17 protein-coding genes and 4 pseudogenes are annotated in these 25,441 nt (G+C 73.7%); 14 read left to right on the top strand and 7 right to left on the bottom strand.

Annotated features, from left to right (window positions below; genetic code table 11):
- Positions 1–62: 62 nt before the first annotated feature.
- Complete coding sequence (locus I3F54_RS05965) at positions 63–2,342, bottom strand: FdhF/YdeP family oxidoreductase (protein WP_240117545.1); 2,280 nt, start codon at positions 2,340–2,342, stop codon at positions 63–65.
- 364 nt (positions 2,343–2,706) lie between these two features.
- Between I3F54_RS05965 and polA the strand changes: the two genes are divergently transcribed.
- Both polA and I3F54_RS05955 read left to right on the top strand, forming a co-directional pair.
- Positions 2,707–5,433, top strand: coding sequence for a DNA polymerase I (polA, locus tag I3F54_RS05960; protein ID WP_240117544.1), 2,727 nt, complete (start codon positions 2,707–2,709; stop codon positions 5,431–5,433).
- Between the two features lie 172 nt (positions 5,434–5,605).
- A complete protein-coding gene (locus I3F54_RS05955) occupies positions 5,606–6,013 on the top strand; it encodes a hypothetical protein (RefSeq protein ID WP_240117543.1) in 408 nt (135 codons plus the stop codon).
- Here I3F54_RS05955 and I3F54_RS05950 read toward each other — a convergent pair.
- Positions 5,928–6,806: pseudogene (locus I3F54_RS05950) on the bottom strand (DUF4184 family protein). The gene I3F54_RS05955 and the pseudogene I3F54_RS05950 sit on opposite strands and share 86 nt — an antisense overlap.
- Positions 6,807–7,185: 379 nt before the next feature.
- Between I3F54_RS05950 and I3F54_RS05945 the strand changes: the two are divergent.
- Positions 7,186–9,042 (top strand): lytic murein transglycosylase, encoded by a 1,857-nt coding sequence (locus tag I3F54_RS05945; protein ID WP_240117542.1) that lies wholly within the window; start codon positions 7,186–7,188, stop codon positions 9,040–9,042.
- 253 nt (positions 9,043–9,295) lie between these two features.
- Here the strand turns inward: I3F54_RS05945 and hrpB are convergent, their stop codons facing one another.
- Positions 9,296–11,842: an ATP-dependent helicase HrpB gene (gene hrpB / locus I3F54_RS05940; RefSeq protein WP_240117541.1), complete on the bottom strand. Its 2,547-nt coding sequence runs from the start codon at positions 11,840–11,842 to the stop codon at positions 9,296–9,298.
- 104 nt (positions 11,843–11,946) lie between these two features.
- Positions 11,947–12,792, bottom strand: a complete 846-nt coding sequence (locus I3F54_RS05935; RefSeq protein WP_374205863.1) for a class I SAM-dependent methyltransferase — start codon at positions 12,790–12,792, stop codon at positions 11,947–11,949.
- Positions 12,793–13,178: 386 nt separating this feature from the next.
- On the opposite strand from I3F54_RS05935, the gene rpsA reads away from it, so the two are divergent.
- The 4 genes from rpsA to I3F54_RS05915 all read left to right on the top strand — a co-directional run bounded on the left by rpsA (position 13,179) and on the right by I3F54_RS05915 (position 16,950).
- Positions 13,179–14,672: a 30S ribosomal protein S1 gene (rpsA, locus tag I3F54_RS05930; protein ID WP_240117540.1), complete on the top strand. Its 1,494-nt coding sequence runs from the start codon at positions 13,179–13,181 to the stop codon at positions 14,670–14,672.
- A 206-nt stretch (positions 14,673–14,878) separates the two neighbouring features.
- The gene (locus I3F54_RS05925; protein ID WP_240117539.1) at positions 14,879–15,817 is read left to right on the top strand and encodes a PAC2 family protein; all 939 of its coding nucleotides are present in this window, start codon (positions 14,879–14,881) and stop codon (positions 15,815–15,817) included.
- A gap of 69 nt (positions 15,818–15,886) precedes the next feature.
- Complete coding sequence (gene coaE / locus I3F54_RS05920) at positions 15,887–16,519, top strand: dephospho-CoA kinase (protein ID WP_240117538.1); 633 nt, start codon at positions 15,887–15,889, stop codon at positions 16,517–16,519.
- Between the two features lie 50 nt (positions 16,520–16,569).
- Positions 16,570–16,950, top strand: coding sequence for a tetratricopeptide repeat protein (locus I3F54_RS05915; RefSeq protein WP_240117537.1), 381 nt, complete (start codon positions 16,570–16,572; stop codon positions 16,948–16,950).
- A 132-nt stretch (positions 16,951–17,082) separates the two neighbouring features.
- Here the strand turns inward: I3F54_RS05915 and I3F54_RS05910 are convergent, their stop codons facing one another.
- Entirely contained in the window at positions 17,083–17,355 is a 273-nt protein-coding gene (locus I3F54_RS05910) for a DUF6343 family protein (RefSeq protein WP_240117536.1), read from the bottom strand.
- A 77-nt stretch (positions 17,356–17,432) separates the two neighbouring features.
- Here I3F54_RS05910 and I3F54_RS05905 point away from each other — a divergent pair, with 77 nt between their 5' ends.
- From I3F54_RS05905 to I3F54_RS05895, 3 genes and pseudogenes are all read left to right on the top strand, one after another.
- Positions 17,433–18,332: an acyltransferase domain-containing protein gene (locus I3F54_RS05905; protein ID WP_240117535.1), complete on the top strand. Its 900-nt coding sequence runs from the start codon at positions 17,433–17,435 to the stop codon at positions 18,330–18,332.
- Between the two features lie 191 nt (positions 18,333–18,523).
- Positions 18,524–18,785, top strand: a pseudogene (locus I3F54_RS05900) (class I SAM-dependent methyltransferase); the annotation flags it as partial.
- Between the two features lie 29 nt (positions 18,786–18,814).
- Positions 18,815–19,018: pseudogene (locus I3F54_RS05895) on the top strand (DoxX family protein); the annotation flags it as partial.
- 81 nt (positions 19,019–19,099) lie between these two features.
- Here I3F54_RS05895 and I3F54_RS05890 read toward each other — a convergent pair.
- Positions 19,100–19,684 carry an RNA-binding S4 domain-containing protein gene (locus tag I3F54_RS05890; RefSeq protein WP_240117534.1) on the bottom strand — a complete coding sequence of 195 codons (585 nt, stop codon included), beginning with the start codon at positions 19,682–19,684 and terminating at the stop codon, positions 19,100–19,102.
- Positions 19,685–19,742: 58 nt separating this feature from the next.
- Here I3F54_RS05890 and I3F54_RS05885 point away from each other — a divergent pair, with 58 nt between their 5' ends.
- From I3F54_RS05885 to I3F54_RS05870, 4 genes and pseudogenes are all read left to right on the top strand, one after another.
- Positions 19,743–20,552: a uracil-DNA glycosylase gene (locus I3F54_RS05885; RefSeq protein ID WP_240117533.1), complete on the top strand. Its 810-nt coding sequence runs from the start codon at positions 19,743–19,745 to the stop codon at positions 20,550–20,552.
- Positions 20,553–20,564: 12 nt separating this feature from the next.
- Positions 20,565–20,928: pseudogene (locus tag I3F54_RS05880) on the top strand (prolyl aminopeptidase); the annotation flags it as partial.
- Between the two features lie 265 nt (positions 20,929–21,193).
- Positions 21,194–23,185, top strand: coding sequence for an FUSC family protein (locus I3F54_RS05875; RefSeq protein WP_240117532.1), 1,992 nt, complete (start codon positions 21,194–21,196; stop codon positions 23,183–23,185).
- 1,321 nt (positions 23,186–24,506) lie between these two features.
- The gene (locus I3F54_RS05870; RefSeq protein WP_240117531.1) at positions 24,507–24,680 is read left to right on the top strand and encodes a hypothetical protein; all 174 of its coding nucleotides are present in this window, start codon (positions 24,507–24,509) and stop codon (positions 24,678–24,680) included.
- 357 nt (positions 24,681–25,037) lie between these two features.
- Here the strand turns inward: I3F54_RS05870 and I3F54_RS05865 are convergent, their stop codons facing one another.
- Positions 25,038–25,439 (bottom strand): hypothetical protein, encoded by a 402-nt coding sequence (locus I3F54_RS05865; protein WP_240117622.1) that lies wholly within the window; start codon positions 25,437–25,439, stop codon positions 25,038–25,040.
- Positions 25,440–25,441 lie beyond the last annotated feature (2 nt).

The following is a 25,441-nucleotide window of genomic DNA, read 5'->3' as shown; positions in this document are numbered from 1 at the left end:
CGGCTCCATTCGTCGATCCGTCGATCCGTCGATCCAGGTACAGCGGTGACTTAAGCAAACGCTCAGTCGGTCGCCGATTGTTCCAGACGGACCACCACGGACTTGCTGGCCGGGGTGTTGCTGGTGTCCGCGGTGGCGTCCAGCGGGACCAGTACGTTCGTCTCCGGGTAATAGGCCGCGGCGCAGCCCCGGGCCGTCGGGTAGTGCACCACCCGGAAGCCGGGTGCCCGCCGCTCCACGCCGTCCTTCCACTCGCCGACGAGGTCGACGTAGGACCCGTCGGCCACGCCCAGCTCCCGCGCGTCCTCGGGGTGCACCAGGACGACCCGGCGGCCGTTGCTGATGCCCCGGTAGCGGTCGTCGAGGCCGTAGATCGTGGTGTTGTACTGGTCGTGTGAGCGCAGTGTCTGCAGCAGCAGCCGGCCCTGCGGCAGTCGCGGGTACTCCACGGGTGCCGCCGTGAAGTTGGCCTTCCCGGTGGCGGTCGGGAAGCGGCGCTCGTCGCGGGGCGCGTGGGGCAGCGCGAAGCCGCCGGGACGCGCCACGCGCGCGTTGAAGTCCTCGAAGCCGGGAACCACGCGCGCGATGCGGTCCCGGATCGCGGCGTAGTCCCTCTCGAACTCCTCCCACGGCACCACGCTGCGTTCGCCGAGCACCCGGCGGGCGAGGCGGCACACGATGGCCGGCTCGGACAGCAGCCGCGGGCCCGCGGGCTCCAGCCGCCCCCGGGAGGCGTGCACCATGCCCATGGAGTCCTCGACCGTCACGAACTGCTCGCCGCTGCCCTGCCGGTCTCGCTCGGTGCGGCCGAGGGCGGGCAGGATGAGCGCACGCGCGCCCGTCACCACGTGCGAGCGGTTCAGCTTCGTCGACACGTGCACGGTCAGCCGGGCGCGGCGCACGGCCGCCTCGGTGACGTCCGTGTCGGGAGAGGCGGAGACGAAGTTGCCGCCCATCGCGAAGAACACCTTCGCGTCACCGTCCCGCAGCGCGCGGATGGCCCGGACGACGTCGTACCCGTGCTCGCGCGGCGGGGCGAAGCCGAACTCCTTCTCCAGCGCGTCCAGGAACGCCGGCGCGGGCCGCTCGAAGATGCCCATGGTGCGGTCGCCCTGCACGTTGGAGTGCCCGCGCACCGGGCAGACACCCGCGCCGGGTCGGCCGATGGCGCCGCGCAGCAGCAGGAGGTTGACCACCTCGCGGATGGTCGGCACGGAGTGCTTGTGCTGGGTGAGACCCATGGCCCAGCAGACGATGGTGCGCCGGGAGGCGAGCACCATCGCCAGCGCCCGGTCGATCTCCGCGCGGGTGAGCCCGGTGGCGGCGAGCGTCTCGTCCCAGTCGGCGGCCCGGGCCGCCTCGGCGAACTCCTCGTAGCCGTGGGTGTGCTCGCGGACGAAGGCCTCGTCGACCGCTCCCTCGGTCTCGACGACCAGCTTGTTCAGGAGACGGAAGAGGGCCTGGTCGCCGCCGATGCGGATCTGCAGGAACAGGTCGGTCAGCGCGGCCCCGGCGGTGAGACCCCTGGGGGTCTGCGGGTTCTTGAACCGCTCCAGACCGGCCTCGGGCAGCGGATTGACGCTGATGATCCTCGCGCCGTTGGCCTTGGCCTTCTCCAGTGCGGAGAGCATGCGCGGGTGGTTCGTGCCGGGGTTCTGCCCGGCGACGATGATCAGGTCGGCCTGGTACAGGTCCTCCAGGAGCACACTGCCCTTGCCGACGCCGAGCGTCTCCGACAGCGCCGAGCCGGACGACTCGTGGCACATGTTGGAGCAGTCGGGGAGGTTGTTGGTGCCCAGTTCCCGGGCGAACAGCTGATAGAGGAACGCGGCCTCGTTGCTGGTACGGCCCGAGGTGTAGAAGACGGCCTCGTCGGGGGAGCCCAGGCCGGTGATCTCCTCGGCGATGATGTCGAAGGCGCGCTCCCAGGTGACCGGCTCGTAGTGGTCGGCGCCCTCGGGCAGGTACATGGGGTGCGTCAGGCGGCCCTGCTGCCCCAGCCAGTACCCGCTGCGGGCGGCGAGATCCGTGACGGGGTGCGCGGCGAAGAACTCCGGGGTGACCCGGCGTAGCGTGGCCTCCTCGGCGACCGCTTTCGCGCCGTTCTCGCAGAACTCCGCCGCGTGCCGCCGGTCCGGTTCCGGCCAGGCGCAGCCCGGGCAGTCGAAGCCGTCCTTCTGGTTCACCCGCAGCAGCGTCAGTGCCGTGCGCCGCACCCCCATCTGCTGCTGGGCCATGCGCAGGGAGTGCCCGATGGCCGGCAGGCCCGCCGCTGCGTGCTGGGGCTCGCTGACCTGCGGCGCGTCCTGGACCGGATCGCCCTTCGGCGGCTTCGTCGCCATCGCGCACTCTCCTTCGGGTACACGTGTGAAGTACGTCTCCGATCCTCGCACGCGCCACCGACGACGGGGACGGGCGGGTTCCGCGCACGGCACCGTGCCGGCTCGCGGCGGACGCCGCGCCCGGTCTTCCCACGCTCCGTCCCGGCACCCCGCGGGGCGCCGGCGGCTGGTCCCCGGAGCGGCCGCCGGGCGGCACCGGCCCCCGGGCCGGACACCGCCGCCCCGCGGCTCCCGTGTGCGGATCCGTCGCCCCACGGCCCCGTTGCGGACCGGCCGGCCCCGGACGGCCTCGTGGGCCGACCGGCCGGGACCGGCCGCCGCCGGCGGCGGCCGACTGTCACCGGGCCGTGGCAGGATCGGGTGCGTGGCAGAGACAGCAGCGAAGAAGACCGACAGCACCCCCGGCGGCAGCCGCCCGCGCCTGATGCTCATGGACGGGCACTCCCTGGCCTACCGCGCGTTCTTCGCGCTGCCCGCGGAGAACTTCACCACCGCGACCGGCCAGCCGACGAACGCGATCTACGGGTTCGCGTCGATGCTGGCCAACACGCTGCGTGACGAGGCGCCCACGCACTTCGCGGTGGCGTTCGACGTCTCCCGCAAGACGTGGCGGTCGCAGGAGTTCACCGAGTACAAGGCGAACCGCTCCAAGACGCCGGACGAGTTCAAGGGGCAGGTGGAGCTGATCGGCGAGCTGCTCGACGCGATGCACGTCTCCCGCTTCGCCGTCGACGGCTACGAGGCCGACGACATCATCGCCACCCTCGCCACGCAGGCCGAGGCCGAGGGCTTCGAGGTGCTGATCGTCACCGGCGACCGCGACAACTTCCAGCTGATCACCGACAACGTCACCGTGCTGTACCCGACGAAGGGCGTGTCGGAGCTGACCCGCTTCACCCCGGAGAAGGTCGTCGAGAAGTACGGGTTGACGCCCGCGCAGTACCCGGACTTCGCGGCGCTGCGCGGCGACCCGTCCGACAACCTGCCGGGCATTCCCGGCGTCGGCGAGAAGACGGCCGCCAAGTGGATCAACCAGTTCGGTTCGTTCGCCCAGCTCGTCGAGCGCGTCGAGGAGGTCAAGGGCAAGGCCGGGCAGAACCTCCGCGACCACCTGGAGGCGGTCAAGCTCAACCGCCGGCTGACCGAGATGGTCCGCACCGTCGAGCTGGACCGGACCGTCCCCGACCTGGAGCGCGCGCCGTACGACCGCAAGGGCGTCGCGATGATCCTGGACACCCTGGAGATCCGCAACCCGTCGCTGCGCGAGCGGCTGCTGGCCGTCGACCCGGGGGCCGAGGAGGCGGAGACGACACCGGTCGTCGCCGACGGGGTGGAGCTGGACGGGGCGGTGCTGGGCACCGGGGAGCTGGCCCCGTGGCTGGCGGAGCACGCGGGCGGGACCCTGGGCGTCGCCACCGTCGACTCCTGGGCGCTGGGCACCGGCTCGGTCGCCGAGGTCGCCCTCGCCACGGACCAGGGGCCCGCCGCCTGGTTCGACCCGGCGCAGCTGGACGAGGCCGACGAGAGGGCGTTCGCGAGCTGGATGGCCGATGCCGGCAGGCCCAAGGTCCTCCACAACGCCAAGGGCGCCATGCGCGTGTTCGCCGAGCACGGCTGGCGCGTCGACGGCGTCACCATGGACACCGCCCTCGCCGCCTACCTGGTCAAGCCGGGCCGCCGCTCCTTCGACCTGGACGCGCTGTCCCTGGAGTACCTGGGCCGCGAGCTGGCCCCGGCCGCCGAGGCCGACGGGCAGCTCGCGTTCGGTGCCGACGACGGCGCCGAGGCCGAGGCGCTGATGATCCAGGCCCGTGCCGTCCTCGACCTCGGGCAGGCCTTCCGGGCCAGGCTGGAGGAGGTCGGCGCCGCGGACCTGCTGCGGGACATGGAACTGCCCACGTCCGCGCTCCTGGCCCGCATGGAGCGGCACGGCATCGCGGCCGACCGGGCCCATCTGGAGGCCATGGAGCAGATGTTCGCGGGCGCCGTGCAGCAGGCGGTGAAGGAGGCGCACGCCGCGGCCGGCCACGAGTTCAACCTGGGATCGCCCAAGCAGCTGCAGGAGGTCCTCTTCGGCGAGCTCGGCCTGCCGAAGACGAAGAAGACCAAGACCGGCTACACCACCGACGCGGACGCGCTGGCCTGGCTGGCCACCCAGACCGACAACGAACTGCCGGTCATCATGCTGCGCCACCGCGAGCAGGCCAAGCTGCGCGTCACGGTCGAGGGCCTGATCAAGACGATCGCGGCGGACGGCCGGATCCACACCACGTTCAACCAGACGGTGGCGGCGACCGGACGGCTGTCGTCCACCGACCCGAACCTGCAGAACATCCCGGTACGCACGGACGAGGGCCGCGCCATCCGCCGCGGCTTCGTCGTCGGCGAGGGTTACGAGTCCCTGATGACCGCCGACTACAGCCAGATCGAACTGCGCGTGATGGCCCATCTGTCCCAGGACGAGGGCCTGATCGAGGCGTTCACCTCCGGGGAGGACCTGCACACCACGGCGGCCTCGCAGGTGTTCGCGGTGGAGCGGTCGGCGGTGGACGCCGAGATGCGCCGGAAGATCAAGGCCATGTCCTACGGGCTGGCCTACGGGCTGTCGGCGTTCGGGCTGTCGCAGCAGCTGAACATCGAGGCCGCCGAGGCCCGTGCCCTGATGGACGCCTACTTCGACCGTTTCGGCGGAGTCCGGGACTACCTGCACCGGGTCGTGGACGAGGCGCGGGCGACGGGGTACACGGCGACGCTCTTCGGCCGTCGCCGCTACCTGCCCGACCTCAACAGCGACAACCGCCAGCGTCGCGAGGCGGCCGAACGGATGGCCCTCAACGCGCCGATCCAGGGCACGGCGGCCGACATCGTCAAGATCGCCATGCTCAAGGTGGACGGCGCGCTCCGCGAGGCCGGCCTCACCTCCCGCATGCTGCTCCAGGTGCACGACGAAATCGTCCTGGAGATCGCGCCCGGCGAGCGTGACGCGGTGGAGGAACTCGTCCGCCGCGAGATGGCGGGCGCCGTCCACCTGCACGCCCCCCTGGACGTGTCGGTGGGCGTCGGCCCTGACTGGGAGTCCGCGGCGCACTGACGCCCCGACCGGCACGGACTGCCGGGAGGCGCGCGGCGTTCCGGTGCGGAGCGCCGCGCGGCAGGTCCCCACGGGCCGGCCCGGCCCGGATCACGCCCGCCCCCGCAGGCCCGGTCACCCGGCTGGCCCCCGCGAGAAGGCCCCTCACAACGCGGCCCGCCAGGATGCGGGCATGGGTATACGCATGCTCCACCGCCGGACGGCACGAGCTCAGGCCCAGGAACCGGCTCCGGCCCGCGCCGAAGCGGCCCCCTCCGCGTCGCTCCCCACGGTCCCGCCCGCCGCGTCGGGCGCCAGCACCGCACGCATCCCCGCCGACCGCGCCAGGGCCCTCGCCCGCGCCGCGGCCGGCCTGGGCCGCCGCCTCGCCGGCCGTGGCCGAACGGCCGTACGCCTCCCCGACGCCGCCGCCTGGCGGGCCTGGGCGGACGTCGGCCTGGGCTACGTGGCCCTCGTGCTGGCCCGGCTGCCCAAACCCCGCCCCGACCGCAGGTTCACCGTGTTCGTCGCGACGACGGCCCCCGCGGCCGGCCCCACGGTCGGTGGACGCCGGGACGGCTCCGCTCGGCCCCGGCGCTGACCACGGCCTGCTCCCGGCGGACGGGACGCCACAGCCGGACCCCCACGGCGTACTGCGGCAGCCCGGCCACCAGCCCGGTGCCCGCCCCGAAACACGCCGCCGGAACCAGTTCCCAGGGCCCGGCGTGCGCACCCCGGTGGGCCCGCCACCGGGAGGCGCGCTGCACCGCTCCCGCCGCTGCGCAGCGGCCGACGACGGCAGCCGCCCACCACCGGTCCCTCACCGACAACGCGGGCACCCCCACCGGTTGGCCCGGGGGCCCCGCGCGCCAGGAACACGCCCAGGACGACGACGGCGACCCCCCAACCGCCGTACTGCAGGTACCGGTACAGAGGCGAGCCCGCCACCTCCCGCCCCAGAACGGGAGACAAGCGCGTCCCCCAACCGCTCGGAGATGGGTGAACGCGTCCCACACGACGCGGGTCGACGCGCCGAGCGCCGCGGACACGTCCACCACAGCACCCCGGCGGGCCGTACCCGCGTGCGCGGGCCCCGCAGCGCAGCAGCGTCGCCCAGCGCCCCTGCGGCAGCAGCGCCACCAACGGCTCGCGCACCGGCAGCCACAGACCCACCAGCGTCCGGGCGATGAGGACGTCGATGGTGAAGACCCCCGTGAGGGAGTGGGTGACCCCAGCGGCCCCGTCGCCCCGGACACCGCGCCCGCCGCGTAGTAGGTCATGCCGGGCGCGAAGGATCCGGCGGCGAGCACGGCCGGCACCAGCCGGCCCCGCCCTGTCCCGTCGGTGCGCACCACGGGCAGCACGGCGGCCGCGTGACTCAGTGTGAACGGCAACTGGAATCCCCGAGGGCGCATCGGCCGGACCGTCCGGCCGCAGACCGGCCGCAGATCAGCGCGCTCCAGTAGGCGCGGCGCCACCTTCACGGGAACGGCACGTGAGCAACTGGCGAAAATCGGACAGGAACCGGTGCCCGCGCAAAGGAAGTTGTCGTAGGGTCACGAGGCGCCGTGTGCGGGCGAGCGACCGGCGTCACGAACAGGCGGCGCGCACCGCACAACACGCAAGAGAACGCACAACGCGCACAAGAACAACGTAAACCCGTCACCAGCGCAACCAGCACGGCGGGTCGATCGTCACACCAGGGCGAGCACGGCACACCGGGCACGGCACACAGAGACGGACGCTCGGGCGTCCGCGGGAGGGGTTCACTTTATGGCGGCGCAATTCGGCAGGCGGCTGCGCAAGGGGGCGGTCACCACCGCCGTTGCCGCGGCGGCAGTGGCGGCGCTCTCCGCATCCCAGGCGCCGGGCGTGATCGGTGACGGACCCGGTGGGCAGACCACCACCGGCGGCACGCAACCCGTACCCGACCCGGTCGCCGACGACACCGCCACCGGCAACTCGCGGTACTACACCGACCTGCCGCCGCTGAACAGCCCCAAACCCGCACCGACCACCGCGACGACCCCGCCCACCGTCACCACGGAGGGCCAGGCCGGTATCCCCGCGACCGTCCTGGACGCCTACAAGAAGGCCGCGGCCGAACTCGCCGCGAGCAAGCCCGGTTGCAACATGCCCTGGCAGCTCCTGGCCGCCATCGGCCAGGTCGAGTCCGGTCAGGCCCGCGGCGGCCGGGTCGACGCGAACGGCACCACGCTCGGCCGGATCCTCGGCCCCAAGCTGGACGGCAACGGCTTCGCGCACATCAAGGACACCGACCACGGCGCCTACGACGGCGACACCACGGTCGACCGAGCCGTGGGCCCGATGCAGTTCATCCCGTCCACCTGGGCCTGGGCGGGTCGCGACGGCAACGGCGACGGCCTCGAGGACCCGAACAACGTCTACGACGCCGCGCTCGCCGCCGGGCACTACCTGTGCCGCAACGACTGGAACATGGCCACCGACAAGGGCCTGCACGCGGCGATCCTCAGCTACAACAACTCGCGGGACTACCTGAACCTGGTCCTGACGTGGCTGGAGTACTACCGCAAGGGCACCCACGAGATCCCGGACGGCACGGGCAGGGTGCCCTCCCACCCCAGCGACGACACCACGCCGGGCACGAGTGCCGAGCCGACGCCGCCCTCTCCCTCCGCACCGGCGGCTCCGTCCACCCCGCCCGGCACCACGCCGCCGAGCCCCACACCGCCCCCGGCACAGCAGCCTTCCACCCCGACCGCCCCCGCCACCCCGACCACTCCCGCCACGCCGCCCACCTGGACGCCCCTGCCCGCGCCGCCCACGCCCACCGACACCGTGGACCACCTGGCGAACGCCGGCATGGCCAAGCTGACCGCGATGGCGGGAGACGCGTTCACCCCGCGGCTCAGCGCCCGGGCCGAGACCGCCTCCGGCACACCCGTCGCCAAGGTCCGCGTCCGCTTCACCATCACCGGCGACACCGACGCCACGTTCGCCGGCGGCGAGACCGTCGCCACGGTCGCCACCGACGGCTCCGGCGTCGCCGTCGCTCCCGTCCTGCGGGCCGGCGAGCGGACCGGAGCCTTCACCGTCCGCGCCACCGTGGTGGGCCGCACCCTTCCGGGCCTGCCGTACGCGGCGACCGTCACCGCGCGTGCCGCCGACACCCTCACCCGCACCGGCGACACCGCGCTCGTCTGCATCCCGGGTGGAGAGTTCGCCGAGCGGGTCGAGGTGAAGGCCACGTACAAGGGCGCCGCGGCCGACCTGGTCGCCGCCACCGCCACGCTCGTCACATCGGCCGACGACCCGGCCGAGAACGACAAGGGTCCCTACTTCAAGGACGCCGACGGCAAGCCCGTGCGCGCCCTGACCGACCTGGAGACGGACGCGGACGGCCTGCTGGAGCTGCCCGAGCTCTACGCGGACGACACCACGGGCACGTTCCTGCTGCGCATCACCTCCACCGGCGGGGCGACCCTCACCGTCGAGCTGACCGTGTCCGCGGCCGAAACGTCCCCGAGTCCCGGTGAGCCGACCGAACCGACCCCGTCGACCGAACCGACCCCGTCGACCGAACCGACCCCCTCGACCGGGCCCACGCCCTCGGCCGGTGCCTCCCCGTCGGCGAGCCCCGGGGCGTAGCGCCTCGCCCGAGCTGCCGCAGCGCCCCTCCCCGCCGAGGGGCGCTGCGCGTTCACAACCGTGGGCCGGCGCTCGGCGGGGAGGGGCGGCGCGACGCCGGTGCCCTCACCACCACGCACCGGCATGGCCGCCCGTCCTCCACACACCGGTGCCCGTGTTCCCGGCCTCCGCCCCCGCTCTGCGTCTCACCCTTCCGTCCCGGGGCGTCGCGCGGCGCCCCACGTGCGAGTGGCAGTCGTACTGCCGTTCCCGCTCATCTCCTGAGCCGCGCGTTGGTGTGACGGGTCGGCTCCGCGGCCGCGGGATCCTCCGGCCACGGATGCTTCGGGTAACGCCCCCTCAGCTCGGCCCGAACCCCCCTGTATCCGTCCCTCCAGAACGAGGCCAGGTCGGCCGTCACCGCCACGGGCCGCCCGGCGGGGGAGAGCAGGTGCACCAGCAGCGGCACGCCCGCGAGCGCGGGCGACTCCTGCAGACCGAACATCTCCTGCAACTTCACCGCGAGGACGGGACGTTCGGGATCGGTGTAGTCGACCCGGACCCTCGACCCGCTGGGCACGCTGATGCGCTCCGGCGCCAGCTCGCCCAACCGTCCCGCCTCACCCGACGCCCAGGGCAACAGCCGACCGAGCGCCGCGCCGGCGTCGATGCGCGTGAGATCGGCGCGCCGCCGAGCCCTGCTCAGCTCCGGTTCCAGCCACGCGTCGACGCGTGCGAACAGAGCGCCGTCCGACACCTCGGGCCACGGCTGGCCGTGGTGCAGTCGTACGAACGCCAGCCGCTGCCGCAACGCCAAGGCCTCCGCGGACCAGCGCAGCAGCCCGAGCCCCTCCTGCCGCAGCCCGTCCAGCAGAGCCCCCCGCACGAGCCCGGGATCGGCGGCGGACAGGGGCCGCGCCGCCAGTTCGATGGCACCCAGCCGTTCCACGCGGCGCGCCACCACGTCCCCGTCGGCCCACCGCACCTCCTCCCGTTCGTCGAGCAGGGCGGCCCCCGCGAGCCGGGCCAGGTCCTCGTCGACCGCGGCCCCGAGCTGCACGCGCGCGTGCCCCCTGCCGACAGGCCGGTCGGCGACCGCGACGGCGATCCACGGGCAGCCGCGCAGAGGCGAGTTCTCTGGCAGGTCCGCCCGGGTGCCCGAAGCCATCAGGTACGAGCCCCCGTCCAGCCTGGCGACCCGCTCGGGAAAGGCGAGGGCGGCGACCAGACCGGCCGTCCGGTCGACGGACCGGTCCGCCTCCTCGTCACGCCCACCCGCCGCGTGCCCGACGTCCACGTGCGACCGGCCACCCGGTGCCGGCGGGTGCGCCGCCTCCCCCAGCGCGGACCGCAGCCGACGCACCTCCGTCCGCCACCGCGCGCAGTAACCGTCACCTCCGCGCCGGGCCTGCCGCACCGCGGCGGCCAGATCGTCGCCGTACTCCCGGGGCGCCTCTTCCGACAGCAGCGCCACCACCTCGGCCCCCGCGCCGGAGGCGTCCAGCAGTGCCCGCCCCAGCCGGGGGTGCAGCCCGAGCCGGGACAACATCTGCCCGCGCCGGGTCGCCCGGCCCTCGGCGTCCACGGCCCCCACCGCCGCCAGGGCGGCCCGCGCCGCCGCCATCGCACCGCCCGGCGGAGGGTCCAGCAACGCCAGCCCGGAGGCGTCCGGATCCCCCCAGCAGGCCGCCTGCAACGCGAATGCGGTGAGGTCGGCCACCTTGATCTCCGGCGCCGGAAACCGCGGCAGTCGTGCGTCCTCGGCCCGGTCCCAGCACCGGTACACCGCGCCCGGCGCCTCACGTCCGGCCCGCCCCGCCCGCTGCCGCCCCGCGGCCTGCGAGGCCCGCACCGTCGTCAGCGCGCTCAGCCCGCGCGCGTGGTCCACCCGCGGCTCGCGCGCCAGCCCCGAGTCCACGACCACCCGCACCCCGGGAACGGTCAACGAGGACTCGGCCACCGACGTCGCCAGCACCACCCGGCGCCGCCCGCCGGGCGCCAGCACCGCGTCCTGCACCGCGGTCGGCGCCCGCCCGTGCACCTGGAGCACGTCCACACCGTCCAGGTCCCCCAGCCGGGCCGCCACCCGCGCGATCTCGCCCACGCCCGGCAGGAAGCACAGCACGTCACCGGACCGCTCGGCCAGCGCCCGCCGCACCACCGACGCCACGTGCGCCAGCTGAGCGGGGTCCACCCGCATGCCGTGCGGCGGCCGTACCGGACGGACGGGCGGCGCCCACACCACCTCCACCGGGTGGGAGACGCCGTCCGCCTCGACCACCGGCGCCCCGCCCAGCAGCCGCGACCAGCCCTCCGCGTCCGTGGTCGCAGACGCGGCCACCAGCCGCAGCTCCGGCCGCAGCGTCTCGCGCACGTCCCACAGGAACGCCGCGGACGTGTCCGCGTCCAGATGCCGCTCGTGACACTCGTCGAGCACCACCACGTCCACACCCGGAAGCTCCTGGTCCCGCTGGAGCCGCTGGAGCAGCACACCGGTGGTGACGACCTCCACACGCGTGTTCCGTCCCACGCATCGCTCGCCGCGGACGGTGTGGCCGACACGCTCGCCGACCTTCTCGCCCAGCAGCCACGCCATCCGCCGGGCCGCCGCCCGCGCCGCGATCCGCCGCGGTTCGGCCACCACGACGCGCCGCGCCGGACCGTCGCCCAGCAGCCCGGCCAGCACCAGCGGCACCAGGGTGGTCTTGCCGGTCCCGGGAGGCGCGACGAGCACCGCGGTGCCATGGGTGTCCAGGGCCTCGTTCAGGGCGGGCAGGGCGCCGCGCACGGGCAGCGCGTCCAGAGCGTCGTTACGGATCACGTCCCCAGTGTCGTACGCGGGCCGGCCGCCGCTGCGGCACCTGTGGACAACCTTCCCGGTGGGGACAACCTTCCCGACGGGGACAACCTCCGGTGCGGGGAGCGTCAGTCCCGCTCGCACACGAAGACGGCCGTCCCGGGGAGGAGACGCCCGCGCAGCGGCGACCAGCCACCCCACTCGGAGGTGTTCCAGGCCGGCCACTCGGGCTCCACCAGGTCCACCAGCCGGAATCCCGACGCCACCACGTCCCGGACCCGGTCACCGAGCGTGCGGTGGTGCTCGACGTACACCGCACGGCCCTCCTCGTCCTGCTCGACATACGGTGTGCGGTCGAAGTAGGACGCCGACACCGACAGGCCCTCGGGTCCCGGCTCGTCCGGGAACGCCCAGCGGATCGGGTGCGTCACCGAGAAGGCGAACCTGCCCCCGGGCCGCAGCACCCGGCGCACCTCCCGCAGCACCAGCCGCGGATCGGCCACGAAGGGCAGCGCGCCGTACGCCGAGCACGCCAGGTCGAAGGAGGCGTCGGCGAAGGGCAGCGCACCCGCGTCCGCGCACACCAGGGGAAACGATCCGCCGATGCGCAGCGCGTGCTGGAGCTGCCGATGGGAGATGTCGAGGGCGACCGGGCGGGCGCCCTGGGCGGCCAGCCAGCGCGCGCACTGGGCCGCACCGGCGCCGATCTCCAGCACGGCGCGGCCCTTCAGCTCCTGCGGTGGGCCGAGCAACTCCGCCTCCACCTCGTCCAGGCCCTCCGGGCCCCATACGAAGCGGTCGTCACCCAGGAAGGTGCCGTGCTCGACTTGGTACTCGTCCGCGTTGCGGTCCCACCAGCCCCGGTTGGCCCGGGCGCTCTCGGCGACCCCGGCCGCACGCCGGGTGGCCTCGGCGTCCACGTCCGGCCCAGGGGTCCCTTCCGGGTTTGCGAACGGTTCGGGCTCTTGGATGATCGGCTCCCTCGTCGTACTCTTCCGTCCAACCTGTCCCGGCCGCGTCCCCCAGGGGGTGCGGTGGGCCCGCACGGGCGCGGGGCAACGTCCGACCTGCGGCCGACGCCACAGGTTCTGTGCCGGGAATGCGGCGGTCCGCCCCGGGTGTGCGCCTTCGCGCATTGACCCTGCCCGGCTGCCCCCGTATGCTACAAGTTGCGCTGCGGGCCTGCGCACCTCAGACGTAGCAGGCTGCGCTCGCATCTGTTGTATGTCCCCTCGGTTCTCGAGGCGCCACCAGCGGTTTTGTGTGGCGCTTCCTTGGCTGTCCGGCTTCTGCAGAGCGAAACGGGCTCCGGCGTAGCAGTACCTACGACTTCAATGTCCGTACCGGAGCCCTTTCCCACATGACGAGCAGCACCGAGACCACCGCCACCACCCCGCAGGTAGCGGTCAACGACATCGGTAACGAGGAAGCCTTCCTCGCAGCGATCGACGAGACGATCAAGTACTTCAACGACGGCGACATCGTCGACGGCGTCATCGTGAAGGTCGACCGGGACGAGGTCCTGCTCGACATCGGTTACAAGACCGAAGGTGTCATCCCGAGCCGCGAGCTCTCGATCAAGCACGACGTCGACCCGAACGAGGTCGTCGCCGTCGGCGACGAGATCGAGGCCCTTGTCCTTCAGAAGGAGGACAAGGAAGGCCGCCTGATCCTCTCGAAGAAGCGCGCCCAGTACGAGCGTGCCTGGGGCACCATCGAGAAGATCAAGGAAGAGGACGGCATCGTCACCGGTACCGTCATCGAGGTCGTCAAGGGTGGTCTCATCCTCGACATCGGCCTCCGTGGCTTCCTCCCGGCCTCCCTGGTCGAGATGCGCCGCGTCCGCGACCTCCAGCCCTACGTGGGCAAGGAGCTCGAGGCGAAGATCATCGAGCTGGACAAGAACCGCAACAACGTGGTCCTGTCCCGCCGTGCCTGGCTCGAGCAGACCCAGTCCGAGGTCCGCCAGACGTTCCTCACCACCCTGCAGAAGGGGCAGGTCCGCTCCGGCGTCGTCTCCTCGATCGTCAACTTCGGTGCCTTCGTGGACCTGGGTGGCGTCGACGGCCTGGTCCACGTCTCCGAGCTGTCCTGGAAGCACATCGACCACCCGTCCGAGGTTGTCGAGGTCGGCCAGGAGGTCACCGTCGAGGTCCTCGACGTCGACATGGACCGCGAGCGTGTCTCCCTGTCGCTGAAGGCGACCCAGGAAGACCCGTGGCAGCAGTTCGCCCGTACCCACCAGATCGGCCAGGTCGTGCCCGGCAAGGTCACGAAGCTGGTTCCGTTCGGTGCGTTCGTCCGCGTGGACGAGGGCATCGAGGGTCTGGTCCACATCTCCGAGCTGGCCGAGCGCCACGTGGAGATCCCGGAGCAGGTCGTCCAGGTCAACGACGAGATCTTCGTCAAGGTCATCGACATCGACCTCGAGCGTCGTCGCATCAGCCTCTCGCTGAAGCAGGCCAACGAGTCCTTCGGTGCCGACCCGATGGCGGTCGAGTTCGACCCGACCCTGTACGGCATGGCCGCGTCCTACGACGACCAGGGCAACTACATCTACCCCGAGGGCTTCGACCCCGAGACCAACGACTGGCTCGAGGGCTACGAGAAGCAGCGCGAGGAGTGGGAGCGCCAGTACGCCGAGGCGCAGACCCGCTTCGAGCAGCACCAGCAGCAGGTCGTCAAGTCCCGCGAGGCGGACGCTGCCGCTGCCGCCGAGGGCGGCGAGGCCGCCGCTCCGGCCGCGACCGGCGGCGGTTCGTACTCCTCCGAGGGCGGCGACCAGTCCGGCGCCCTGGCCTCGGACGAGGCGCTCGCCGCGCTGCGCGAGAAGCTGGCGGGCGGCCAGAGCTGACCCGCTCACCGCTGAGGCACAGCCGAGGCCGAGGGGCCGCACCTTTCGAGGTGCGGCCCCTCGGCCGTGTCCGGCCCACCGCTCCCGCCCATCCAGCCGCCGTGACGTGAGAAGCCCGCAGAGGTCGGCTGATCAAGGCTCCGGCCCGGGAATGCCCGCGCTCCCGCCCGCGTTGTTCTGCGAGAACACGAGGAGGAGCGGTCCAAGTGCTTGATCCGCAGGGTTTGTACGCATGGGAGCCGAAGGGCCTGGCCGTCGTCGACATGGCGCTCGCCCAGGAGTCGGCCGGACTTGTCATGCTCTACCACTTCGACGGATACATCGACGCGGGCGAGACCGGCGACCAGATCGTCGACCGGCTTCTCGACTCGCTGCCCCACCAGGTCGTCGCCCGCTTCGACCACGACCGGCTGGTGGACTACCGCGCCCGCCGGCCCCTGCTGACCTTCCGGCGCGACCGCTGGGCCGGCTACGAGGAACCGTCCATCACCGTACGGCTCGTCCAGGACGCCACCGGAGCCCCGTTCCTGCTGCTGTCCGGCCCCGAACCGGACGTGGAGTGGGAGCGCTTCGCGGCGGCCGTGCAGCAGATCGTCGAGCGGCTCGGCGTACGCCTGTCGGTCAACTTCCACGGCATCCCCATGGGCGTGCCCCACACCCGCCCGGTCGGTCTCACCCCGCACGGCAACCGCACGGAGCTCGTCCCGGGCCACCGCAGCCCCTTCGACGAGGCGCAGGTGCCCGGCAGTGCCGAGGCGCTCGTCGAGTACCGCCTCATGGAGGCCGGGCACGACGTCCTGGGCGTCGCCGCGCACGTCCCGCACTACATCGCCCGGTCGGCGTACCCGGACGCCGCACTGACCGCCCTGGAGTCCATCACCGCCGCCACCGGCCTGGTGCTGCCGGGTATCGCGCACGCGCTGCGTACGGACGCCCACCGGACGCAGACCGAGATCGAACGCCAGATCCGGGAGGGCGACGAGGAACTGACCGCCCTCGTCCAGGGCCTGGAGCACCAGTACGACGCGGCCGCGGGCGCCGAGACACGCGGCAACATGCTCGCCGACCCCGTCGAGATCCCGTCCGCCGATGAGATCGGGCGCGAGTTCGAGAGGTTCCTCGCCGAACGTGAGGGCGACAACTGACGCCGTCCCGGTCCCTCGGCCCGGGCCCTGCCCCGCGCACCACCGGTGGCAGGGCCTAGGCTTCCGCTCATGCTGAAGGTGGGCCTGACCGGTGGGATCGGCGCCGGCAAGAGCGAGGTGTCCCGGCTGCTCGTCGAGTGCGGGGCGGTGCTGATCGACGCGGACCGGATCGCGCGCGAGGTCGTGGCCCCGGGCACGCCCGGACTCGCGGCCGTCGCCGACGCCTTCGGCGAGGAGATCCTCGCCGAGGACGGCAGCCTGGACCGGCCCCGGCTGGGTGCCGTCGTCTTCGCCGACCCCGACAGGCTCAGCGTGCTCAACGCGATCGTGCACCCCCTGGTGGGTGCCCGTTCCCGTGAACTGGAGCGGGCCGCCGCCGACGACGCCGTCGTCGTGCACGACGTCCCCCTGCTCACCGAGAACGGCCTCGCCCCGCTCTACGACGTCGTGATCGTCGTCGACGCGAGCCCGGAGACCCAGCTGGACCGCCTGGTCCGGCTGCGCGGGATGACCGAGGAGGAAGCACGCGCGCGTATGGCCGCCCAGGCCACCCGCGACGCGCGCCGCGAGATCGCGGACATCGTGATCGACAACGACGTGCCCCTGGAGCGGCTCCGGCAGCGGGTGCGCGAGGTGTGGGCGCAACTGGAACGCACGGCGCACGAGCAGCGCCGCGGGGCCCGTACCGGCCGCCCGGAATAGGGGCACGCGCCCCGGGCGTTGAACCCCCGCAGCAAGGGAAGGATTTCTCCGTGCCCGAAACCAGCGGTTCGACCGGAGGTACTCCGGAGACACACGTCATCGACTTCCGTGCCGCCGAGCAACTGCTCGCCGCCCGTGACCCGCGGGGTGCGGTGAAGCTGCTCGACTCCGTCATCGCAGCGCACCCGGAGAACACCGCCGCCCGCCTGCTGCGTGCCCGGGCCTTCTTCGCCGCCGCGCAACTGCGACCCGCCGAGCTGGAGTTCTCCGTCGTCCTGGAGCGCGAGCCGGACAACGCCTACGCGCACTTCGCCCTCGCCCGCACCTACGAGCGCCAAGGCCGCGGCGACCAGGCGAGGCGCCACTTCCGCCTCGCCGCCGCCCTGGACCCCAACCCGCAGTACCTCGAAGCGGCGCGCTTCGACAACTGACGTCCGCCCTCTCCCCGAGGCACGTCCTCTTCCGACGAGCCGTGTCCTCCGCCCCGTGCGCCCGTCGTGCGCCGACGCGGACGTGCGCGTCTCCGCACGGGCGCCTCTCCCGGGAGGAGTGGATCTCACGTCTCACGGGGAGCGTCGGCGGTGCTCGGGCGGCAGGTAGGGCGGGACGTCCCGTCCGGGCTGGAAATGCGGGCCCTCGCGCATGTGCTTGAGGATCACGGCCAGATCCGCCGTGATCACCAGCCACAGCACCCCGCAGGCAGCCGCCCACCCCGGGCGCCCGACGAACGCGAACACGGCCGTCCCGAAGATCGACCAGAACACGCCCCACAGGCTCAGCCAGAACCGCATCCGCAGCGCACTGCGCGCCGTCGTCGGCTCACTGCCCGTACGCATCGCGACCACCAGCTCCCATCCGCAACGTACTCTTCGGCGCAGGGGTTCTCCACACCGTCCGACAGGGGGCTCAGCGCGTGCTCTGGGACACCGACGAACTGGCCGCGACGCTCTGCGACCTCTCCGTGCCGCACGAGGACATCGACGACATCGTGCGGATGAGCCGGCGGGTGGTGGACGATCCGGAACTGCGCGCCGCAGCGGAGCGCAGACTGGCGGTACTCGTCCAGGACATCGGCGAGATCCGTGGCGGCGCCGACCTGCCGGACCTCGACTGGCCGTCCGGCCCCATGCAGCGCTACTTCCCCCTGTACGTCCTGCTCGCGGCCCTGCCCGCCGTACGCGCTCACCACCGCGAGCGGGGAATCCCGCCGGACGTCACCCGGCGCACCCTCGCCGACACCGGCCGCGCCCTGGCCTGCCATCGCAGGCGGTACGGCACGGGCGGCCTGCTGCGTTCCCAGTGGCTGACCCTGCATTTCCGCGGCGAGCTGTACCAGCTGGGCCGGCTGCAGTTCCAGCGGGGCCATGTCGGGAAATGGACGAGCGAATCCGCCGCGGCGGCCGGCCTCCCCCTCGGTCCCGACGACCCGTGTCTCGGCCTGCACATCCCCGACTTCCTCGGGCCGCTGACCCCGCAGGCCGTGGACCGCTCCCTGGACCTGGCCCGCACCTTCTTCGCCCGCCACTACCCCGACGAGCCGTACCAGGTGGTGACCTGCGGCTCCTGGCTGCTCGACCCGCAGCTGAAGCGATACCTGCCCGACCGCTCCGACATCGTCCGCTTCCAGGAGCGCTTCCGCATCAGTCACCTGCCGGCGGAACCGGAGGACGACGCGCCGATCCGCCACGTCTTCGGTACCCCCGACAGTGACCCCGGCGGGCTGCCGCGCCGAACGGTCCTCGAACGCGCGGTGGTCGACCATGTCCGGGACGGTGGGCACTGGTACGTCCCGGACGGATGGCTCCGCCTGTGACGGTGCGGCTCCGGCCGTGCCCTCGTGAGCGGGCACCGCACGGCCCGGTTCGCCGGGCGATGTGCACCTGCTCTCCGGCGCCCTGAGGCCGCATGAGGCGGCCCCGGAGGGCGGCCCCTCGGAGGGCCACTCGAACGGGTGAACCCGCGAGGGAGGGGAACGTCCGTGCGGACGCGGGCCGTTGGACGGGCATGGAGCGAAGAGTGCGAGCGGGAAATCAGGGGACGGGACCTGGGTCGATCACGCCGGACGGCTGCCCGGTCGGGCTCTGCTCCCGGTTGCCGGCCGGGCCGGCCGGACATCATCGAGGCGGCGGTTCCGGCAGGCACGACCGTCCTGGAACCGCGCTGCGGGACCGGGCGCATGACCCACCCGCTGCTGGAGCGGGGCTTCACGGTCACCGCGGTCGACGAGTCCCCCGACATGCTGGAGCGGGTGCGGGTGGCCCGGACGACAGGCGCCCGGGCAACTGCCCGCCAGAGGCACTGCTGATCCCGGTGCTGCAGTCCGTGGCGGCGACTGCGCTGAGTGCGCTGATGGTGGGAGTGTTCGTCGTGCAGGTCACCGTCTTCGCCGGGGAGAACGCGGCGACCCCGGTCATCCTGATCGTGCCGCTCCTGCTCATCGCGTGGGTGCGGAGCCGGCACACAGCGGAGCTGGTGCGGTGGGTGCGGCGGCGCGGCTGAGCGTCACGGACGAACCGGCCGGTGCCAGGGACAGTCGGGGGAGAAGCCGGGGGAGAAGGGACTGAGCCGCTTCTGCCCCGCTCACCGGCCGCCGGTGCGCCCGCCACCCTCCGCGCCCGGCTTGCCCGCAGTTCCCGGCCGGCGCGCCTCGCTGCCCTGCATGCGCAGGGCCCGCAGCCGTTCCAGCTCGCGGCGGTCGCGCTTGGTGGGACGGCCGGTGCCTCGGTCGCGGATGCCCGCAGGGGCGACGGCCTCGCGCGGCGGGGGCGGCGGGCTGTTGTCGACGTAGCACTGGACGGCCACCGGGGCGCCGACCCGCTTGCGGATCAGGCGCTTGACCACGACCACGCGCTCCCGGCCCTCGTGCCGTAGCCGCACCTCGTCGCCGACCCGTACGGAATGGGCGGGCTTGACGCGCTCGCCGTTCACCCGCACATGACCGCCCTTGCAGGCGGTGGCACCCACGGAGCGGGTCTTGACCAGGCGTACGGACCAGATCCAGCTGTCGATCCGCACCGACTCGCCGCGGGCCGGCCCGGCGGCCTCGGCGGCAGCCACCGCGGCGGCGACCTTCGCTTCCCCGGCCCGGGACGTGTCGGTTCCGGAATCCTCGCCGCCGGTGTCCGACGGGTCCGTCGTGGCGCGGTCCGTACCTTCAGCAACCATGTCCCCGACCCTAGCTCCCCGCACGGCACGTCTCCGACCGGTTTCCTACGGTGGAGGGATGAGCGTCAGCCCACCCGCGGGGAGTCCCGACCCCGCCGACGACATCGCCGCACTCCCGGCCCCCGCCGTCCCCGGCGCCCCCCGAGGTCTTCCCGGGCTCGACCGGCGGATCGCGGGCTGCCGGGCCTGCCCCCGGCTGGTCGGGTGGCGGGAGGAGGCGGCCCGCACCAAGCGGGCCGCGTTCGCCGACTGGACGTACTGGGGACGACCGGTGCCCGGGTTCGGCCCGGTCGACGCCCGGATGCTGATCGTCGGCCTCGCACCCGCAGCGCACGGCGGGAACCGCACCGGCCGCATGTTCACCGGTGATCGTTCCGGGGACGTGCTGTACCAGGCACTGTACGAGGTGGGACTCGCCTCGCAGCCGGCGTCGGTGGGGGTGGGCGACGGGCTGGAGCTGTACGGCGTCCGCGTGACCGCGCCGGTGCACTGTGCACCGCCGGCCAACAAGCCCACCCCCGCGGAACGGGACACGTGCCGGCCGTGGCTGGTTCAGGAGCTGCGTTTTCTGCGGCCGACGCTGAGGGCCGTGCTGGTGCTGGGCGGTTTCGGCTGGCAGGCGTCGCTGCCCGCGTTCGCCGAGGCCGGCTGGGCCGTCCCCCGGCCGCGGCCGGTCTTCGCCCACGGCGCGCGGGTGAGGTTGGAGGGGCACGGCGGACTGGAGCTCCTCGGCTGCTTCCACGTCAGTCAGCGCAACACCTTCACCGGTCGGCTCACCCCTCTCATGCTGCGGGACACGCTGCGCACGGCGGCCAGGGCGGCGGGCCTGCCCCACCGGCCCGCAGGGCGGCGAGCCGACGGGACCTGAGACGACGGGTCCGTGGTCGACGGGCTGGTGCTGACGGGCGTCGCGACCCGGTCCGACGCCGCGGTGGACCTGCCGGCGCGAGGGCTCGGGAAGATCTTCCCGGAGTCCTTCGGGCGGTTCCTCGCCGAGCCGCCCGCCGACCGGCGCGGTGGAAACGTTGCCGCAGCCGGCAACCGGCTGCTTCGAGTCCCCGGACCCCGCGGTCCCCGGGCGGGCGGCGCGAGCCCGGACCGACTGGGAGACGGCGACGATCCCCGCGCCACCGCCATCGGTCGAGCGGTACGGGGACCCACGGTTCCGGAGGGGGATCGCCCGGACCGTCACCCACTACGCGGGCAACGGCCACTTCCTGGGTGAGGTGGCTGAGGCGGGAGTGGCAGGCGGGGCGGGTGCGCGCACAGGTCGTGCAGGTACGGGCCCTGCGGGACGTTCGGCTGCCGCGCAACGGCCACAGACCGTCCGCGAGACACCCCTGCCGTGCCCGCACCTCCTCTTGCCGCGTCGGTGCCGACGAGCCGTCACACGCCCGCAATACGGCCGTCCCCTCGCCGGACACCGGCACGATCTACGGTGGAGTGCGCACCTCGTCGCCCGGCCGCCGTCGTCCGAAGGCATCCCGCCCTCGCCCGGTCAGGAGCCCCGTGTCCCGCCCCCGCGCCACCCTCACCCCTCCTCCGTGGCTCGCCCACGCCCTCCGTGCTCAGCGGGTACCGGTTCCCTGGAGCGCGGTGACCCGCGGCGCACTGGCCGCCGGACCCCTGCTGTCGGCCGCGCTGCTCACCGGCCGCGCCTCCCTGGGGGTCGTCGCCGCCGTCGCGGCCATGCTGGCCGGGATCAACGACCGCCCCGGCAGCCGGCGGGCCGCCGTCGGCAGGATCGGGGGGCCCGCGCTGGCAGGGGCGGTGGGGCTGTGCGCGGGAACGTATGCCGGGCAGAACTGCTCGGCCGTCGTGCTCACCCTGCTGCTGACCGGGCTCGGGCTGATCGCCGGCTGCGCCAGCGCCGGTGGCCCGGTCGCCTCCGCGGCCGGTACCCAGGTGCTGGTGGCCGCCGCGATCGGGGCCGGGATGCCGCTGCCCGAGACCGGGTGGCAGCGGGGACTGGCCTTCCTCGCCGGGGCGGGATGGTTGCTGTTGCTGCGGCTGGCACTGCCCACGCCCGGATCGCTCGCCGGCGGCGACTTCCGCTTCGACGGGGAACGGGTAGCCGTGGCCCGGGTGTACGACGCGGTCGGGGACCTGCTCGACGCGGCCGGGACCGCACAGGCCGGCGCCCGCCGCGCCGCGCTCACCGCCGCGCTCGACCAGGCCCAGGACGCTCTCGCCGGGCCGCGTCTGCGGCGCTGTGCGTCCAGCGCCGCCGAGCGCCGACTGCACGCGCAGTACGCCGCCGCTCTGCCGCTCGCCGAGGCGGCCACCGCGCTGGCCTGGGCAGGGGAGTCCGCCGGGCCCCGGGCGTCGGTGGGTCCCCGGCGCCTGGCCGCCGCCGTGCGGGATCGCGCGCACACGCGCCCGCTGCCCGCACCGGATCGTTCCGTACCCGCTCTGCGCGCCCTGGACGACGCCCTGCTGCACGCCGCAGAGGCCTTCGACCGCGGGTACAGCGGCCGTGCTCTGCACAGGCGCCGTCGGACCGTCCGGCAGACACTGACGGCCGCCTTCGGACGCGGCGGTCGCGAGTACGGCATGCGCGTCGCCCTCTGCTTCGGGGCCGGCTCCGCCGCTGCGCAGGCACTGCACCACGCCCGCTGGTACGGCAGTCACCCGCACTGGTACTGGCTGCCCGTCACCGCCGTCTTCCTCGTCAAGCCCGACCTCGGGCCGCTCGTCTCCCGCGTGCTGTGCCGGGCCGCCGGAACCGTACTCGGCGCCCTCGTCTTCGCCGGGCTCGCCGCCCTGCTGCCCCGGCCCGAGGGGCTCGTCGCCGTCGTCGCGGTGTGCGGAGCCCTCCTTCCCGCGGCCACACGCCACTTCGCCGCCCAGACCGCCGTCGCCACCGTCCTCGTCCTGGCCCTGGTGATGGTGGGCGGCGAGCCGCAGGCCTCCGCCGGACGCATCGGCGAGACCCTGCTGGCCTGCGTGATCGTGCTCGTCGTGGGCCACCTTCCGATGCCTGCCCGGCGGGGTGGGGGAGTACGGCACCTGCTGGCCGCGGCGGCGTCGGCGGCCTACGCCCACCTCGGCCACGTGCTCGCCGGGTCCGAGGACCGCGCGGCCCGCTGGACCCTCCGGCGCGAGGCATACCGCAGCCTGGCCGAGGCCCGTACGGCGATCGCGCTGGCCGCGGCCGAACTGCCCCCGGTCGCCCGGCACACCGAGGGCGCCGACGCGGTCGCCGGTCTGCTGGAACGTCTCGTGGACACGACGACCGCGTGCGCCGTGCACCTCGACGACACCGGCCGGCTCACCTCCGTGCACCTCCGCCGGCTTCACGAGGTCCTGGGCCGGCTGGACCGGATGCGGGAGCGGGTCGGGCTCCCCGATCCGGGGGTTCCCCGGCCGGAACGCCTGGAAGTGGGCTCTCCGAGCCCGTGTCGGCCGTCGTCCGGTCCCGGTGGTCCGTGGCCGTCGCCCGCCCAGAAGGCGCCGCGGTGGGCGGCTCGGTCGCCGATCCGCAGCCACACCGGAGCGTGATCCGAGCCCGGCGCACCCCTGCGCTCCACCGGATCCTGTCAGGCCGAGGCGGCCCGGCGGGCCGGACCCGGCCGGACGCGTGCCCGCCGCCGTCACCCGGTGGACCGGCCGGTGCTCACCAGGACATGGCCGATCAGCTGGTGCCGGCCGGAGTCGACCCGGGAGAAGTACTGCGCGAGGGGGGCAGCGGGGGTGTCCCACAGGCGGAGAACGCACCCGGGTCGTGCCGTGCGACAGAGAACATGACCGGTCGTCGAGGGTGCGCCGCCGACCCTGACGCACGGTCAGGCGCGCTGCGGTGTCCGGGTGCCCGGCCCGGGCGTGCCCGCAGGGCCGCCCCGGATCTCCGATGACGTCGGTTCCTCCCGCGTGCGTCGCGGCGCCCCCACGGGCGCGACCGCTGCCGGCGCAGGTCGCTGATGCGTGCCGGGTGCCGTCGGCCGCCGACGCGGCCACCGGTGCAGGGGAGTTGGCCGAGAGCCCGGGTGGTCCGCTCGAACGCCGTTCCGGCCGCCGTGTCCGGCAGGCGGGGCGGTCGTCGGGGCGCCGCCTTTCCCGGCTGCCACGCCCCGGCCTTCCACGGCGCAGGAGCCTCGTCGGGAGGGGAGCAGGGAAGGTCCGTGTCGGAGCGGCGAGTTCCGTTCCACTTCGGCGGCCCCCTCCTCGCGGTGCCGAGTCCAGGAGGAGGTCGCCGCGCGCGGGGACCCGCGGGACCAGTGGCGTGCGCCGCGCGGAGAACGGGGTGGACGAGGGGAAGTGCCGGGCGGGGTGGCGACGCGCGCGCATTGCCCCAGGACGGCGCGGGCTGCCCAGGGTGGAGGTCGAGGAGGAGCGCGCCTTCGAGCGCGGTGACGGAAGGCCACTCCGCCGGGTCCGTTCGAGGGGGCGGGTCCGGCGGACCGTCCACGGCTTCGTTCCGACCCCGAGGTGGGCGATGCGCGACCCGGACGTTCAGTGGCTCCCCACCAGACCGGATATTTCGCCCATCTATGGGCGTATGGCCCGTTGTTCGCGTCGACCGCCCGGGCCTCGCGTCCGGCGCCGCTGCCTCACGGGGAGGTCCGGATCGCGCACCCCCGCCGACGCCGACGCCCACGTCCGCGCAGGGCTCGTGCCCGGTGTCGGGGCGTGGGCGGTGTCCGATGCGGAACGTGTGGAATTCGATACGTAACGTGTTCGCCCGGCGCGCAAGGTGATCGCTTTCTCACCCTGCGTGGTGAACGCGTGTCAACAATGTCTCAGTCCCGTCACCGGGTGAGCCCTTCGACCCGGGGAAGGCGTTAACTCCTACAAGTACAACGCTTTCTGGAGGTGCAGGGTGGTGAACGGGCGAACAGTGCTCGAACGCTTTCCCGCAGGTGGGCCGCGCGGATCGTGGCCGGCGGAGGAGTTCGCGCAGGCGCGGCGTCTGGAAGGGCTGCCCGCCGAGGTCGTCATGGACCTCGCGACGGACACGTTCCTGGTGATCGTCCGCGGCGGCAACCTGGGGGAGTGAGACGGTTCGGCCCGCCCTCGTGACGGGCGCCGTCCCCTCCGCGGCGAACTGCTGCGCCTGCCGCGCGTACGACTCGGTGTACCGCCCCCAAGGGGCCGGCAACTCCTCCAGCCCGTCTCGGGCGGTGAACGGTCACTGCTTGAAGTCCTGCGCGACCATCGCGACCACCCGCTTCGCCGGACGGTGCCGGCCCAAGCCGCGTCCACCCCGTCCCGCAGGATCCGTCCCGGGTCCGGTGCGTACAGCCCCGCGGGTTCGCACAGTCCCGCGAGCGCTTCGGTCAGCGTCGTCCTGGGGCGCGCGGCGCCGGGGCGCGCCGGAGTGGGCGGCGCGCGCCCGGAGGGCGTGGTGCGGCGGCTACGCGTTGACCGGCCGTGACCAGGCCGGCGCGGTTCCCGTCAACCGGCACAGGGCCAGGTACAGCGGGATCGGTGGCGTGTACGGCACCGTGTCGTCGGGCTGGTGGATGAGTCCGGGGGCGCGTGGAGTGTCGGGCAGGACCGCGCCGACGGAGTAGCGCGCGGGGGCCGGCCAGTCCAGTGCGTAGTCCGAGTCGGACGGGACGATCCACCACCAGTGGGTGTCATCGGCGTACACGCACCCCACACGGGGGAGGCGGGGCAGCAGCAGCGGGCCGAACCGGGCGGGTACGGCGACCGCGTCGCACCCCAGCGGTGCGGTCATGCCCTCGGGCACGGTGAGCCGGCTGGGGGAGTGTGCCGGATGCAGCCCGCGCCCGAGGCGTACGAGGGTGTGCATGC

This window comes from Streptomyces sp. MUM 2J (genome assembly GCF_022414535.1).
Lineage (GTDB): Bacteria > Actinomycetota > Actinomycetes > Streptomycetales > Streptomycetaceae > Streptomyces.
The sequence above is the reverse complement of the archived record's forward strand: the minus strand, read 5'-3'. Positions and strand labels throughout refer to the sequence as shown.

Coding starts and splice junctions, on each gene's coding strand:
- I3F54_RS05965 (WP_240117545.1), bottom strand. CDS start 2,342: ATGGCGACGAAGCCGCCGAAGGGCGATCCGGTCCAGGACGCGCCGCAG.
- I3F54_RS05955 (WP_240117543.1), top strand. CDS start 5,606: ATGGGTATACGCATGCTCCACCGCCGGACGGCACGAGCTCAGGCCCAG.
- I3F54_RS05945 (WP_240117542.1), top strand. CDS start 7,186: ATGGCGGCGCAATTCGGCAGGCGGCTGCGCAAGGGGGCGGTCACCACC.
- rpsA (WP_240117540.1), top strand. CDS start 13,179: ATGACGAGCAGCACCGAGACCACCGCCACCACCCCGCAGGTAGCGGTC.
- coaE (WP_240117538.1), top strand. CDS start 15,887: ATGCTGAAGGTGGGCCTGACCGGTGGGATCGGCGCCGGCAAGAGCGAG.
- I3F54_RS05910 (WP_240117536.1), bottom strand. CDS start 17,355: ATGCGTACGGGCAGTGAGCCGACGACGGCGCGCAGTGCGCTGCGGATG.
- I3F54_RS05890 (WP_240117534.1), bottom strand. CDS start 19,684: ATGGTTGCTGAAGGTACGGACCGCGCCACGACGGACCCGTCGGACACC.
- I3F54_RS05885 (WP_240117533.1), top strand. CDS start 19,743: ATGAGCGTCAGCCCACCCGCGGGGAGTCCCGACCCCGCCGACGACATC.
- I3F54_RS05865 (WP_240117622.1), bottom strand. CDS start 25,439: ATGCACACCCTCGTACGCCTCGGGCGCGGGCTGCATCCGGCACACTCC.